This is a genomic window from Bordetella parapertussis, assembly GCF_020735925.1.
Classification (GTDB): Bacteria; Pseudomonadota; Gammaproteobacteria; order Burkholderiales; family Burkholderiaceae_B; genus Bordetella; species Bordetella pertussis.
The window spans coordinates 2,299,930-2,315,469 of the sequence record NZ_CP085971.1; the positions used below are offsets into that span (position 1 = coordinate 2,299,930).

The following is a 15,540-nucleotide window of genomic DNA, read 5'->3' on the forward strand; positions in this document are numbered from 1 at the left end:
CCATGACTGTGCAAGCCTTTATCTGTGATGCGATTCGCACCCCTTTCGGCCGCTACGGCGGTGCGCTGTCTTCCGTGCGGGCCGACGATCTGGCCGCCGTGCCGATCAAGGCCCTGATGGCGCGCAACCCCGGCGTACGTTGGGAAGAACTGGACGATGTGCTGTACGGCTGCGCCAACCAGGCGGGCGAGGACAACCGCAACGTCGCCCGCATGGCGGCCTTGCTGGCCGGACTGCCGATCGAGGTGCCGGGCGCGACCATCAACCGCCTGTGCGGTTCGGGGCTGGACGCCGTCGGCTCGGCCGCGCGCGCGATCGCCGCCGGCCAGGCCAGCCTGATGCTGGCGGGCGGGGTGGAGAGCATGAGCCGCGCCCCGTTCGTGATGGGCAAGGCCGACAGCGCCTTTTCGCGCAACGCCGCCATCTACGACACCACCATCGGCTGGCGCTTCGTCAACAAACTGATGAAGGCCCAGTACGGCGTGGATTCCATGCCGGAGACGGCCGAGAACGTGGCCGATGATTTCAAGATCAGCCGCGCCGACCAGGACAAATTCGCGCTGGCCAGCCAGCAGAAGGCGCTGCGCGCGCAGCAGTCGGGCTTTTTCGACGCCGAGATCACGCCGGTGTCCATCGCTCAGAAGAAGGGCGATCCCGTGGTGGTGTCCAAGGACGAGCACCCGCGCGATACCAGCCTGGAAGCGCTGGCCAAGCTCAGGGGCGTGGTGCGCGAGGGCGGTTCGGTGACCGCCGGCAACGCTTCGGGCGTCAACGATGGCGCGGCCGCGCTGTTGCTGGCCGACGAGAAGGCGGCCGCCAGCCATGGGCTGACGCCGCGCGCTCGCGTGGTCGGCATGGCCACTGCCGGCGTGGCGCCGCGCATCATGGGCATGGGCCCGGCGCCCGCCACGCGCAAGGTGCTGGCGCAGACCGGCCTGTCGCTGGCGCAGATGGACGTCATCGAGCTGAACGAAGCCTTCGCGGCGCAGGGCCTGGCCGTGATGCGCGACCTCGGCATCGCCGATGACGACGCCCGGGTCAACATCAACGGCGGCGCCATCGCGCTGGGCCATCCGCTGGGCGCCTCCGGCGCGCGCCTGGTGACGACCGCCATCAACCAGCTGCAGCGCGGCGGCGGCCGCTACGCGCTGTGCACGATGTGCATCGGCGTGGGGCAGGGCATCGCGCTGATCATCGAGCGCGTCTGAGCCTGGCGAGTCCCGGGCATGGCAAAAAGGAGCCGTAAGGCTCCTTTTTTGCGTTCCGGCGCCTGCCGCGGGGGCGGGCGCGGCCCGACGGCGCCGGGTTCAGGGCAGGCCGTTGATCCGGGCGCCGGCCTTGATGCCGTGCCGCGCGAACCAGCCCTGGGCCATTTCCAGCGCATAGCGCACCGACTTGCGCGAGCAATGCGTATCGTCGGTGCGCGGCGCCATGTCTTCGATGTTGACGATGGTGCCGTCGTCGGCGATGAAGGCGATCGACAGCGGCAGCGGGGTGTTGCGCATCCAGAAGCACTGCTGGTCGGGAGCCTCGAAGACGAACAGCATGCCGTCGTTGCCGGGCAGTTCGGTGCGGTACATCAGACCTTGGCGGCGGGTGTCGTCGTTGTCCGCCACCTCCGCGTGGATGATATGGATGCCGGCCGACAGCGGCGTGGTGGGCAGGCGGGGCTGCGGCTTGCCGCTGCTGTTATGCTGCGCCGCGGCGCCGAAGGAAAGGACGGAGAGCGCCAGCACGGCGGCGCAGAAGCGGCTGCGGGCAATGCGGCGCAGGACAGGCAGGACGGCGGCAATCGACATGGGGGCTGGAGTTGGCGGACAATGCAAAATAATAAAAGGCGGGGCATGCAGCCCCGCCTCAAATAATAACGACGCCCGGCGCCAAATGGTATCGGCGCAGTGGCGACGCGATAAGCAATGGTGCTCAGGCAGACGTAATATTGAGTGCCTGTTTGCCCTTGGGACCCTGAATGATCTCGAACGAGACCTTCTGGCCTTCTTTTAGGGTTTTGAAACCGTTCATCTGGATGGACGAGAAATGCGCGAACAGATCTTCACCGCCGTCATCGGGCGTGATGAATCCGAACCCCTTCGCATCGTTGAACCATTTAACGGTACCCGTGGCTTTAGGATTGTCCCCTTGGACAGCGGTTGCGGTCGTATCAGACATGCGGACTGCCTCATTGAATCGTATGTTGTCAGAAGGGTGCGGCAGCGTCTGCTTTTTACCCCTCCCGGGTGTCCGGATGAGGCTCGTAACAGCCGAGAGCCCCCCGAATGCGTGGATAATGCGCTGGTTTTCTTTCTGATGTCAAGTATGGAAACTACGCATTTCTGGTTGTAAATCTACGTAAGTAACACATTGCTTTCAGTACGTTTAAATAAAATAGCCGCCCTATGAGTTCTACCTTGGATACGCAGCACGACGTGGTCGTCGAGAAGCAGCCGGCGCGCACGGCGCCGCCGCCGATGTACCAGGTCGTGCTGCTTAATGACGACTACACGCCAATGGAGTTCGTGGTCAAGGTGCTGCAGAAATTCTTCGGCAAGAACAGCGAAGACGCCACGCGCATCATGCTGCAGGTGCACCACGAAGGCCGCGCCGTCTGTGGCGTATATCCACGCGATCTGGCGGCCACGCGCATCGCGCAGGTCTCGCAGTATGCGCGGGCGCGCCAGCATCCGCTGCAGTGCATTATGGAACCGGCCTGATCCGCATCGGGCGCGGTCGCCGCGTCGTTTTGCCTGGCCTTGCGCGGGCGCAATAAGAAATCGGCCTCAATAAAAAGTAGGGGTGGTCTGTGAGCGGAATGAAGAAAGGGGCCTGGCTGGCCCTGGGCGGGGCGGTCGTCGTGGCGGCGGCCGTGGGGACAGGCTGGTGGATGGGCAAGGGCGGCGGGCAACCGGCCGCCACGCCTGCCGCCGTTACGGCGCCGGCGGCGGGCCAGGCGGCGCAGCCCGCGCCGCAGGCCGCGCAACCGGCCACGGGCCAGGCGGTGGTCGGCAGCGCCGACCCCTTTGCCGCGCTGAACTGCCAGCCGCGCCAGTACAACGACACCCTGTCGCTGGCGCTCACCTTTACCCAGCCGGTCGACCGCAGGATCGACCTGTCGGGCCTGATCAAGGTGGTCGACACCGGTCCGCTGGCGCAATCCGACGACGAGAATGCCGCCATTGAACGGCCGGCGCCGGCCCGGGCCGGCGCGGCGGGCGCCAAGGGCAAGCAGGTCGATGGCGCCTGGGTGGTCGGCGACAATCCGCGCGTCGTGTATTTCCCGTATGTGCGGCCGCAGCGCTCCTATGCCGTGCAATGGCAGGGCGATGTGCCGGCAGGTGACGGCAAGAGCACCCTGGGCGCCGTTGGCTACTGCGTCGTCAACACCCAGGCCATGCCGCCCTCGTTCTATTTCGCCAGCCGCGGCGTCGTGCTGCCGGCCGGCCAGAATGGCGGCCTGCCGGTGGCCACGGTCAACCTGGCCGAGGTCGATGTGCAGTTCCTGCGGGTCGAGCCCGACCGCGTGCCCGAGTTCTTCGGTTCGGTGCTGGGTATCGGCAACGACGCCGGCGCGGACGACCGCGATGATGCCGACGATTGGCGCTACGCCGATAACCGCAGCCTGAAGGGATCGGTCAGCAACTGGGATCTGGACCGCCTGCACGGCCTGACCACCAGCGTCTACCAGGGACGTTTCCTGACCGACGACAAGCCCAACCGCCGCCATGTGACCTTCCTGCCGATCGAAGGCGTCAAGGAGCTGCAGGAGCCGGGTATTTATGTCGCGGTCATGAGCCAGCCGGGCCGGTTCCGCTATGAATACCAGGTGACCTATTTCTATGTCAGCGATATCGGCCTGCACACGCGCCGCTACGCCGAGCGCATCGAGGCCTATACCGTATCGCTGAAGGACGGCGTGGCCATTCCGGGCGCGCTGGTCGAGGTGCTCGACGGCGCCGGCAAGGTGCTGGCCAAGGCCAACTCGGATGCCCAGGGCCATGTGCGCATCGACGGCGACTTCGCCAAGTCGAAGGTGCTGCGCGCTTCGCGCGGCAAGGAAATGACGGTGTTGGCGCTGGGCGAGCCTGCGCTGGACCTGTCCGAATTCGACGTAGGTGGCCATCCGGGACGCAGCAACAATCTCTTTGTCTACGCCGGCCGCAATCTGTACCGGCCGGGCGAAACCTTCCATGTATCGGTGCTGCCGCGCGACCCCGACGGCCGGCCGCTGACCGCCGCGCCCGTGTCGGCCACCCTCAAGCGTCCCGATGGCCGCGTGGTGCGCACGGCGCTGTGGCATCCGGCCAAGGACCAGCCCGGCTATATCGAGCAGGCCATCGAGTTGCCGGTCGATGCCCAGACCGGCGCATGGATGCTGGAGTTGCGCATCGACCCGGCCGCGCGGCTGCCGGATGCCGCCTGGAAGTTCCAGGTCGAGGAATTCCTGCCCGAGCGCATGAAGTTGCAGCTGGACTCCGCGCAGACCGTGCTGCAGCCGGGCCAGCCGTGGCGCGTGGACGTGCAGGGCGATTATCTGTACGGCGCGCCGGCCGCCGGCAACCGCCTGCTGTCCAGCTTCCAGGTCAAGCGCAACCGCTACGCGCTGCCGCAACAGTGGCCGGGCTTCATCTTCGGCGACGTGGCCGACGATACGCGCCGCCACTACGAGGAGCTGCCCGAAAGCGAGCTGGACGACGCCGGCGCCGGGCAGCTGGAGATCGACCCGCACACCGACGGCACGCATTCGCCGATGAGCGTGCGCGTATCGGCCAGCCTGCTGGAGTCGGGCGGGCGTCCGGTGGTGCGTTCGCTGGAGCGCACCGTGTGGCCCGCGCCGCAGTTGATCGCGGTGCGGCCGCTGTTCGACCGCGACGTGGCGCGCGAAGGCGCGCCGGCGGCGTTCGAAATCACCCGGGTGGACGCCAGCGGCAAGGTGGTGCCCGTCCAGCAGGCCCAGGTTCGCCTGTACCATGAAGAGCGGCAGTATTACTGGCGCTTCGACGACCAGCGCGGCTGGCACAGCGGCTACACCGAGAACGAGGAACTGACCGATTCGCGCGTCGTCGACGTGGGCGAGCGCACGCCGCTGACCCTGAACGTGGGCTGGGGGCGCTATCGCCTGGAGATTGCCGATCCGCAGACCGGCGAAACCCTGCGGTACCGCTTCTATGCTGGCTGGAACGCGCAGGACGCCGATGCCGTGGGCAATCGGCCCGACCGGGTGCAGCTCAAGCTGGAAGGCGTGCCGGCGCGCCCGGGCGACACGGTTGCCATGACGATCACGCCGCCGCACGACGGCCAGGCCCTGGTCACGGTCGAGGGCGACCGCATGCTGTGGTCCAAGTGGGTGCCGGTCCAGGCCTCGGGCACCCAGGTCGAGATTCCCGTCGACAAGGCGTGGAAGCGCCACGATCTGTATGTCTCGGCCACTGTCTTTCGCCCCGGCAGCCAGGGCGACCGGGTGACGCCGGCGCGCGCGCTGGGCCTGGCGTTCCTGCCGATCGCCAGTGACGAGCGCCGCTTGCAGGTGTCGTTGTCGGCGCCGGCCAAGACCCGTCCCGAGACGCGCGCCACCGTGCGCGTGAAGGTCGAGGGCGCGGCGGGCAAGGCGGCGAGGGTGACCTTGTCGGCCGTCGATGTGGGCATACTCAACATCAACCAGTACGCCACGCCCGATCCGCTCGATTTCTTCTTCGGCAAGCATCGCTACGCGCCGGAACTGCTGGATATGTACGGCAAGCTGATCGAGAAGATGGATGGCACGCAGGGCCGCCTCAAATGGGGCGGCGACGCGGCCATGCGCGGCGACAGCCGCAGCCTGCCCAAGAAGGTCAAGCTGGTCGACCTGTTCTCCGGGCCGGTGAAGCTGGACGACAAGGGCGAGGCCGACATCGCGCTCGATCTGCCGGACTTCAACGGCACGCTGCGCCTGATGGCGGTCGCGTTCACCGCCGACCAGTTCGGCAGCGCCGACAAGGAAATGACGGTGGCCGCGCCCATCGTGGCCGAATTGAACACGCCGCGCTTCATCACGCCGGGCGACCAGGCGGCCATTGCGCTGGACGTCACCAACCTCAGCGGCGCCACCCAGAAGATCACGGTGCGCCTGCAGGCGCTGGACCCGCTGGCCATCGCCGACGGCACGCGCACCCTGACCCTCAAGGACAAGCAGCGCAGCACGCTGCGTTTCGTGGCCACCACGACCGGCTCGTACGGCCTGGGCCTGATGCGCCTGTCGGTCGACGGCGAAGGCGCCGCCGAACCGGTGCGCATCGTGCGCGAGTCGGTGCTGCAGGTGCAGCCCGCCCATGCGCCGGAGCGCCGCGTGCGCCGCGTCCGGCTGAACCCGGGCGAGGCGCTGCCGGCGCCGGGCGATTGGACGTCGGCCTATTTCCCGGACTCGGTGTCGGTCAGCATGACGCTGTCCAACCGTCCGCCGATCAACGTAAGCCGTTTGGTCGATGGCCTGCTGACCTATCCCTACGGCTGCACCGAGCAGACCATCAGCGCGGCGATCCCATGGGTGCTGATCGACGAGGCGGCGGCCGAGCGGTTCGGCCTGAAGGTGTATTCGCGCGCCGACCGCGAGAGCCGCGTCGCGTCGGCCCTGGGACGGCTGGCCGGCATGCGCGCGGCCAACGGCTCGTATTCGCTGTGGGGCGACAGCAGCTCGCGCGACGTCTGGCTGACGGCTTACACCGTGGGCTTCATGCAGGACGTGCGCGACCATGAGTTCAACCTTGCCCCGGCCCTGCTCGAACGGCCGCGCCAGTGGCTGCTCGAGCAGCTGCAGCAGGCTTCGGGCGGCTTCGGCACCTGGTCGCCGAACCTGCGCCGCACCCTGGCGAGCGGGCGCTTCGACGAGAACGACGCCGCCATCCTGAGGGAGGACCACCGCCGCTTCGCCGGCCTGGCCGCTGCGGCGCTGGTGCTGGCGCGTGACGGCAAGGCGCCGTTGTCGACCGTGCGCCAGCTCTACGACAACTATCAGGAGCGCGCGCGCTCGCCCCTGCCGTTGATGCAGCTGGCGGCCGCCTTCAAGCTGATGGGCGACGAGGGCCGCATGAAGACGGCGCTGGACGAGGCGATGACGCGCTCGTACGGCATCAATCGCCGCGCCGGCTCAAACTACCTGGACGAATGGCTGGGCGACTACGGCAGCGCCGTGCGCGACTACGCGCTGTCGTATGCCCTGGTCAATCAGTACGGGCTCAAGCACGACCGTACCGAGGCGCTGCTCGACCAGGTCGGCGGGTACCTGGGGGTGCGTTCGTACCTGTCCACCCAGGAGCAGATGGCTTTGCTGCTGGCGGCGGGCGCCACCGGCGCCGAGAGCCGTACGCCCTGGCAGGCCGCGCTGCAGATCGGCACGGGCGAGCTCAAGACGCTGCAGGGGCGCGACGACCATACCCTCGCGTTGAGCGCGGGCGACCTGGCCGGCCTGCAGTTGCGCAATACCGGCAGCCAGTCGATGTTCGCCGAGTTCGACGTCCAGGGCACCACCATGGCAGCCCCGGCGCCGCGCTCGGACGTGATCCGCCTCAAGCGCGTCTGGTACCGTCCGGATGGCACCGCCTGGAACGGCGGCACCTTGCAGACCGGCGACATGCTGGTGGTGTGGGTGCAGGCAGAAGCCAGCCGGCTGATTCCGGACGCCCTGGTGGTGGACCGCGTGCCGGCCGGCTTCGAGATCGAGAACCTGAACCTGTCGCAAAGTCCGGACATGCAGGACTGGACGATCGGCGGACGCCGCGTGGCCGAGTCCATGGCCGACCCCAATATCAAGCACCGCGAATTCCGCGACGACCGCTACGTCGCGGCGACGATGCTGGGCCGGGGCAAGGTGGATATCTTCTACCTGGCGCGCGTGGTGACGCCGGGGCGCTACAGCGTGCCCGCGACCGAGGCCGAGGATATGTACCGGCCTGAATTGCGCGCAGTGGGCGACTCATGGAGCAGCATAGAGATCCGCGACCGCGCGCCGCGTCGTCCATGACCTTCCGGCGCCTGGCCGGCTGGCGCCGGCCGGCGCTGGCCGCGGCGGTGCTGGCCGGCGGCGTCGTCATGGCCTTGCTGGCGCTGGACCGCCTGTTCCCGCTGCCGCGCTTCGGCTCCGACGGCGCCCAGGTCGTCGTGGCGGCCGACGGCACGCCGCTGCGCACCTATCCCAGCCGCGATGGGGTCTGGCGCTACCCGGTCGGGCCCGGCCAGGTATCGCCGCACTATCTCGAAACCCTGCTCACGTACGAGGACCGCTGGTTCTATTGGCACCCCGGCGTCAATCCCTTCGCCCTGGCGCGGGCGGGCTGGCAATGGGCTGCGCACGGCCGCATCGTCTCCGGCGGCTCGACGCTGACCATGCAGGTGGCGCGCCTGCTCGATCCCGAGCTGGCCGGCCAGCCGTCCAAGACCCTGTCGGCCAAGTTGCGCCAGGCCTGGCGCGCCATCCAGCTGGAAATGCACTACAGCAAGGACGAGATCCTGGGGCTGTACCTCAGCCACGCGCCGATGGGCGGCATCGTCGAGGGCGTGGAAATGGGAGCGCGCATGTGGCTGGGCAAATCGGCCGCCGACCTGAGCCACGCCGAGGCGGCGCTGCTGACCGCCTTGCCGCAGGCGCCATCGCGCCTGCGCCCCGACCGCCATCCGCAGGCCGCGCAGCTGGCCCGGGACAAGGTGTTGCAGCGCATGGCGCAGCGCGGCGTGTGGGACGCGGCGCTGGTGGCCGACGCGCGTATCGAGAACGTGGTCGCCCCGCCGTTGCGCGCGCGCTGGCTGGCGCCGCTGGCCGCCCAGCGGCTGCTGGGCGAAGCGGGGCCGGCCGCCGGCGTGGTCCGATCCACCCTGGATCCCGATATCCAGTCCACGGTGGAAGCCATGCTGCTGGACCGCGTCGACGCCTTGCCGCCCAAAGTATCCATGGCCGTGCTGGTCATGGACAACGACAGCCTGGAGGTCAAGGCGTACGCCGGCTCCGCGGATTTCACCGACGACAGCCGCTACGCGCACGTGGACATGGTGCGCGGCGTGCGCTCGCCGGGCTCGACGCTCAAGCCGTTCCTGTATGCGCTGGCGCTGGACGAGGGACTGATCCATTCGGAAAGCCTGCTGCTGGACGCGCCGCTGTCGTTCGGCGGCTACGCGCCGGGCAATTTTCAGGCGGCGTTCGCCGGGCCGGTCAGCGTGGCCCAGGCGCTGCAGCGGTCGCTGAACGTGCCGGCGGTGGACCTGCTGGACCGGGTCGGTCCGGCCAGATTCGCATCGGTTATGCTGGCGGGGGGCGTGCATTTGCGCATGCCGGCCGGCGCGGTGCCGAACCTCAGCTTGATTTTGGGCGGGGGCGGCACCACATTGGAAGAACTGGTCGGCGCTTACCGCGCGCTGGCTCGCGGCGGCCTGTCGGGCCGGCCCCGGCTGCGCGCCAGCCAGCCGCGCATCGAGGCTCGCCTGATGAGCCCCGGGGCGGCCTGGATCGTGCGCGATATCCTCGAGTCGGGCGGCCATCCGGATCGTCCCCTGTTTCAGGGCGGCGCCGCGGGCCGCCAGCTGGCCTGGAAAACTGGGACCAGTTTCGGCTTTCGCGATGCCTGGGCGGTGGGCGTGACCGACCGCTATACCATCGGTGCGTGGGTGGGCCGGCCCGACGGCACGCCCAACCCGGGATTTTTCGGGGCCAACGTGGCGGCGCCGCTGCTGCAGGACATCGTGGCCGCGTTGCCGGCGGGCGCGCCCGTGCCGCGCACCCGTCCGCCGCAGGTGCAGGCCGTGGTGACGTGCTGGCCGCTGGGCTGGCGGCTGGGCAGCGCGCCAGCGGGCATTTGTCCGGAGCGCCGCATGGCCTGGGCGCTGGACGATACGGTGCCGCCGTCGTTCGTCGGCTATGCCGATACGGCGACAGGGCCTTTGCGCATCGAGGGCGTGGCCGATGGCACCATTCTGCGTCCGGTGCCCGGAAGGCGGGCAGTCACGCTGGAAGTCGGCGCGCAGGGCGCCAGTGGTGAGGTATGGTGGATGCTGGACGGTAAGGTGTACCGTAGTGGCGCGGCTGGACAGGCGCAGACACTGACGTTGTCGCGCAATGGGCGGTGCGCGTTGACAGTGATGGACGGCCAGGGCAGGTATGCTGGTCTGGAATTTGAAATCTCTGGCGTTACGCCATGATCGGCATAGAATATGAATCGTGTATTTGACCGCTTCGATGCGTTACGGAGGAAGCGTGATTTCCCAAGAGCTTGAAGTCAGCCTGCATATGGCTTTTGTCGAGACCCGCTCGGCCCGGCATGAATTCATTACCGTAGAGCACCTGTTGCTGTCGTTGCTGGACAACGCTTCGGCAGTCGAAGTGCTGCGTGCCTGCGCCGCCAATCTGGATGACTTGCGCCGTAATCTGCGTCAGTTCGTGACCGAGAACACCCCGGTCATTCCCAGCGGGGCCGAAGTCGACACCCAGCCCACGCTGGGTTTCCAGCGTGTCATACAGCGCGCCATCATGCACGTGTCGGCCGGCGGCACCGGCAAGAAGCCGGTTACCGGCGCCAACGTGCTGGTCGCCATATTCGGCGAGAAGGACTCGCACGCCGTGTACTACCTGCAACAGCAGGGCGTCACGCGGCTGGATGTCGTCAATTTCCTGTCACATGGCATCACCAAGCAGCCGCAGGAGGAATCCTCGGCGCTGCCCAAGGAGCAGCAGGCAAGCGGCGAGGAGCCGGGCGCAGAGTCGCGCCAGTCGCCGCTGGACCAGTACGCCAACGACCTGAACGCCGCGGCGCTGGCCGGCCGCATCGATCCCCTGATCGGCCGCGAGCACGAGGTCGAACGGGTCATCCAGGTATTGTGTCGCCGGCGCAAGAACAATCCGCTGCTGGTCGGCGAGGCCGGCGTGGGCAAGACCGCCATCGCCGAGGGCCTGGCCTGGCGCATCACGCGCGGCGAGGTGCCCGAGGTGCTGCAGACCGCGCAGGTCTTTGCGCTGGACATGGGCGCCTTGCTGGCCGGGACCAAGTACCGGGGCGATTTCGAGCAGCGCCTCAAAGGCGTGCTCAAGCAGATCCGCGGCAATCCCGACGCGATCCTGTTCATCGATGAAATCCACACCCTGATCGGGGCCGGTTCGGCTTCGGGCGGCACGCTGGATGCATCCAACCTGCTCAAGCCGGCATTGTCGTCGGGGCAGCTCAAGTGCATCGGCGCCACCACCTATACCGAATTCCGCGGGGTGTTCGAGAAGGACCACGCGCTGTCGCGCCGGTTCCAGAAAATCGACGTGCCCGAGCCCAGCGTCGAGCAGACCGTGCAGATCCTGCGCGGCCTGAAGAGCCGGTTCGAAGAGCACCACAACGTGCGCTACTCGGCCGCCGCGCTGAGCGCCGCCGCCGAGCTGTCGGCCCGCTACATCAACGACCGCCACCTGCCCGACAAGGCCATCGACGTCATCGACGAGGCCGGCGCGGCGCAGCGCCTGCTGCCGCGCTCGCGGCAGAAGAAGGTCATCGGCAAGGGCGAGATCGAGCACATCGTTTCCAAGATCGCGCGCATCCCGCCGCAGTCGGTGTCCAACGACGACCGCAGCAAGCTGGCTACGCTGGACCGCGATCTCAAGACCGTGGTGTTCGGCCAGGACGAGGCCATCAGCGCGCTGACCGCCGCCATCAAGATGGCGCGCTCGGGGTTGGGCAAGCCCGACAAGCCCATCGGCGCCTTCCTGTTCTCCGGCCCCACCGGGGTGGGCAAGACCGAAGTGGCGCGGCAGCTCGCGTTCACCATGGGCATCGAGCTGCTGCGCTTCGATATGTCCGAGTACATGGAACGCCATGCCGTCTCGCGCCTGATCGGCGCGCCGCCGGGATACGTGGGGTTCGACCAGGGCGGCCTGCTGACCGAGGCCATCACCAAGCAGCCGCACTGCGTGCTGCTGCTCGACGAGATCGAAAAGGCGCATCCGGATATCTTCAATATCCTGCTGCAGGTCATGGACCACGGCACGCTGACCGACAACAACGGGCGCAAGGCCGACTTCCGCAACGTCATTCTCATCATGACGACCAACGCGGGGGCCGAAACCCTGAACCGTCCCGCCATCGGTTTTGCCAATGAGCGCGTCGCGGGCGACGAAATGGCGGAGATCCGCCGGATGTTCACGCCCGAGTTCCGCAACCGGCTCGACGCCATCATTCCGTTCTCGGCGCTGTCGCGGGAGATCATCCTGCGGGTCGTCGACAAGTTCCTCATGCAGCTCGAGGACCAGCTGCACGAGCGTCGCGTGGCCGCGGTATTCACCGAGAAGCTGCGCGACCACCTGGCCAAGGAAGGCTTCGATCCGCTCATGGGCGCGCGTCCCATGCAGCGCCTGATCCAGGACACGATACGCCGCGCGCTGGCCGACGAGCTGCTGTTCGGCAAGCTGGTCGACGGCGGCAACGTCACGGTGGACCTGGACGACGCGGGCAAGGTGGTTCTCGGTTTCGAGGCCCCCGGCAAGCCGTCGTCCAACGCCGCCGACAAACAGGAAGTGGAACTGATCGACTGACCGTGTGGATCCACGCTCTCTGATCGCCTGCGAGAACTGCGCCAGTATTTGCCGGCAACCTGATCTCGAACCTGGCGAAACCGCGGCCTGCGCCCGCTGTGGCACCACGCTCTGGCGCTACAGCGGGTTGACGCTGTCCAACTGGCTGGCATTGGCCCTGGCGGCGCTGATCGTCTTCGTGCTGGCCAACGCCTATCCCGTGGCCAGCCTGGAAGTGCAGGGCATGGTGCAGCGGGCCTCGCTGCTCGACGCCATCCGCGTGACCTGGCAGCAGCAGCACTGGGTGGTGGCCATCATGACGGGGCTGGCCGGCTTCGGCATGCCGCTGGTCCAGCTCATGGTGCTGTTGTGGGTGCTGGGGCCCCTGGCGGCCGGGCGCCTGCCGGTCGGGTTTCGCGGCGCGATGCGTTTCCTGGGGCTGTTGCGGCCCTGGAGCATGGTGCAGGTGTTCCTGTTGGGCGTGGTGGTTTCGGTGGTCAAGCTGCAGGGCATGGCGGCGGTCAAGCCCGCCGTCGGCCTGGCGGGGTTTGCCGCCCTGACGGTGTTGCTCACCATACTGGGGCGCCTGTCCCCGCATGTGCTGTGGCGCTACGCCGAGCGCGCCGGCCTGGTCGACGTGCACGTGCCGCGCTCGGGCCCCGGCATGGTGCTCACCGGCTGCCACGTGTGCGGCCAGGTCCAGGCCCTGCCGGCCGGGCATGACGACGAGGCGCTGCACCACTGCCGGCGCTGCGCGGCCCAGCTGCATCTGCGCAAGCCCGACCATCTGGCGCGCACCTGGGCCCTGTTGCTGGCCGCCGTCGTGTTCTATATTCCCGCAAACATCCTGCCCGTCATGAGCGTGTCGTCGGTCGTGGGCGACAGCGCCCATACCATCCTGGGCGGGGTGGTCGAACTCTGGGAGATGGGGTCGTGGGATATCGCACTGATCGTGTTCGTCGCCAGTATCATGGTGCCGCTGACCAAGCTGCTGGCGCTGTCCCTGCTGGCGCTGACGCTGCAGCGCGGCAGCACGGCCAACCTGCGCCAGCGCACGCGCCTCTATCAAATGGTCGAGTTCATCGGACAATGGTCGATGCTTGATGTTTTCGTGGTCATCGTGCTGGCGGCGCTGGCCAATTTCCAGGGGCTGATGGAAATCAGCGCGGGCAGCGGCGCGGCGTCGTTCGGCATGGTGGTCATCCTGACCATGATGGCCGCCATGAGTTTCGATCCGCGGCGCAGCTGGGACCTGGAATCCGCGTCCGCGCCGCACGTCCACGATGCCCTGCACGCCCATTCTTCCGCGCATGGCGCAGCCGCCAGCGACCAACCGTCTACCTAGAAGCAAAGGAACCCGGACATGGCCGAGTCGACGCCTCCACCGCAGGAACCGGGCACGCCGATAGCGGCCCCCCAGATCGCCCGCAAGCAGAAATCGCGCATTTCCTGGATCTGGCTGGTGCCGATCGTGGCGGCATTGGCCGGCCTGTCGCTGGTGGTGCGCACCATCATGCAGGCCGGGCCCGAGATCACCATCCTGTTCGACACCGCCGAGGGCCTGGAAGTGGGCAAGACGCAGGTGCGCTACAAGGATGTCAACATCGGCGTGGTGCAGGGCATCCACTTCAACAAGGACCGCAGCAAGGTCGTGGTCGAGGCGGAGCTTGCCAAGGAGGTCTCCAACCTGGCGCGCGACGGCACCCAGTTCTGGGTGGTGCGCCCGCGCCTGGGCATCAGCGGCGTATCCGGCCTGGGCACGCTGTTGTCGGGCGCCTATATCGGCGTCGATGCGCCGCCGGACAAGGAGGGCGGCACCGACCGCGCGCCCAAGTTCGAATTCGTCGGCCTGGAAGTGCCGCCCGCCGTCACGCACGACCGGGCCGGCAAGCGCTTCATGCTGAGCGCCACCGACCTGGGCTCGCTGGACATCGGTTCACCCGTGTATTTCCGCCGCATTCCCGTCGGCCGGGTCATCGGCTACAAGCTGGACGACAGCGGGCGGGTGGTCAATGTCGAGGTCTTCGTCGATGCGCCCAACGATCGTTTCGTCACCGACTCCACGCGGTTCTGGAATGCCAGCGGGGTGGACGTGGCCGTCAATGCCAGCGGCCTGAAGGTGCGCACCCAATCGCTGGTGTCGCTGGCGGTGGGCGGCGTGGCGTTCGAATCCGTGTCGGCGCGCCAGGGCGAACCGGTCAAGGCTGACACGCGCTTTGAGCTGTATGAGAGCGAGACGGCGGCCAAGGCCAACCCCGATGGCCAGCCATTCCCGATCCGCATGCGCTTCGACCAGTCGATCCGCGGCCTGACGGTCGGTTCGCCCATCGATTTCCAGGGCATTACGCTGGGCGAAGTCACGCGCATCGCCATCGATTTCGACAACGCCAAGAAGCGCTTCTTCGCGGTGGTCGACGCCACCGTGTACCCCGAGCGCATCGGCCGGGTGTTCGACGAGATCCGCGCGCGCACCGAAGCCAGCAGCGGATCGCACGCCGCCGGCCAGCTGCTGTCGATCATGATCAAGTATGGCCTGCGGGCGCAATTGCGCACGGCCAACCTGCTTACCGGCCAGCTCTACATCGTGCTCGACACCTTCCCGGAGGCGCCGCCGGTGGCGTTCGTGCCCGGCGACGATCCGGTCATCATTCCGACGATCCCGGGGCAGCTGGACCAGCTGCAGGCCCAGATCAGCAGCATCGTGACCAAGATCGAGAAGATCCCGTTCGATCAGATCGGCACCGACCTGCGCGCCACGCTGGCGTCGACCGCCAAGCTGATGAACCGGCTCGACAAGGATCTGGCGCCCGAGGCCCGCGCGGTGCTGCGCCAGGCTCGCCAATCGCTGGTCGACATCAACAACATGCTGGCCCCCGATTCGGGCCTGCCGGCCAATACCGAGCGCGCCATGCAGGAAATGTCGCGCGCCGCGCGCTCGCTGCGCAACCTGGCCGATTATCTGCAGACCAACCCGGAGGCGTTGTTGAAAGGGCGGGGCGCCGACCCGATCCCCGGCGCCGGCCCCGTCAGGAACTGAG

Annotated in this window: 9 protein-coding genes; 7 read left to right on the top strand and 2 right to left on the bottom strand. The window is 67.8% G+C overall.

Features of this window, described 5'->3' with window-relative positions:
* The first annotated feature begins 2 nt into the window (after positions 1–2).
* Positions 3–1,208, top strand: coding sequence for a 3-oxoadipyl-CoA thiolase (gene pcaF, locus LK409_RS10945; RefSeq protein ID WP_003812882.1), 1,206 nt, complete (start codon positions 3–5; stop codon positions 1,206–1,208).
* A gap of 99 nt (positions 1,209–1,307) precedes the next feature.
* On the opposite strand, the gene LK409_RS10950 is transcribed toward pcaF, so the two are convergent.
* Both LK409_RS10950 and LK409_RS10955 read right to left on the bottom strand, forming a co-directional pair.
* A complete protein-coding gene (locus tag LK409_RS10950) occupies positions 1,308–1,826 on the bottom strand; it encodes a DUF192 domain-containing protein (protein WP_003812878.1) in 519 nt (172 codons plus the stop codon).
* 97 nt (positions 1,827–1,923) lie between these two features.
* Complete coding sequence (locus LK409_RS10955) at positions 1,924–2,169, bottom strand: cold-shock protein (protein ID WP_003812875.1); 246 nt, start codon at positions 2,167–2,169, stop codon at positions 1,924–1,926.
* A 227-nt stretch (positions 2,170–2,396) separates the two neighbouring features.
* Here LK409_RS10955 and clpS point away from each other — a divergent pair, with 227 nt between their 5' ends.
* The 6 genes from clpS (at position 2,397) to LK409_RS10985 (ending at position 15,539) form a co-directional block, all read left to right on the top strand.
* On the top strand, positions 2,397–2,711 hold the full coding sequence (gene clpS, locus LK409_RS10960; RefSeq protein WP_003812873.1) for an ATP-dependent Clp protease adapter ClpS: 315 nt from the start codon (positions 2,397–2,399) through the stop codon (positions 2,709–2,711).
* 98 nt (positions 2,712–2,809) lie between these two features.
* Positions 2,810–7,990, top strand: coding sequence for an alpha-2-macroglobulin family protein (locus tag LK409_RS10965; RefSeq protein WP_161952232.1), 5,181 nt, complete (start codon positions 2,810–2,812; stop codon positions 7,988–7,990).
* Positions 7,987–10,155 carry a penicillin-binding protein 1C gene (gene pbpC / locus LK409_RS10970; RefSeq protein WP_010928608.1) on the top strand — a complete coding sequence of 723 codons (2,169 nt, stop codon included), beginning with the start codon at positions 7,987–7,989 and terminating at the stop codon, positions 10,153–10,155. The genes LK409_RS10965 and pbpC overlap by 4 nt, the downstream gene beginning before the upstream one ends.
* Positions 10,156–10,210: 55 nt before the next feature.
* Positions 10,211–12,523: an ATP-dependent Clp protease ATP-binding subunit ClpA gene (gene clpA / locus LK409_RS10975; RefSeq protein WP_041937220.1), complete on the top strand. Its 2,313-nt coding sequence runs from the start codon at positions 10,211–10,213 to the stop codon at positions 12,521–12,523.
* A gap of 4 nt (positions 12,524–12,527) precedes the next feature.
* On the top strand, positions 12,528–13,847 hold the full coding sequence (locus LK409_RS10980; protein WP_010928610.1) for a paraquat-inducible protein A: 1,320 nt from the start codon (positions 12,528–12,530) through the stop codon (positions 13,845–13,847).
* Between the two features lie 18 nt (positions 13,848–13,865).
* On the top strand, positions 13,866–15,539 hold the full coding sequence (locus tag LK409_RS10985; protein WP_010928611.1) for a PqiB family protein: 1,674 nt from the start codon (positions 13,866–13,868) through the stop codon (positions 15,537–15,539).
* Position 15,540: the final 1 nt, after the last annotated feature.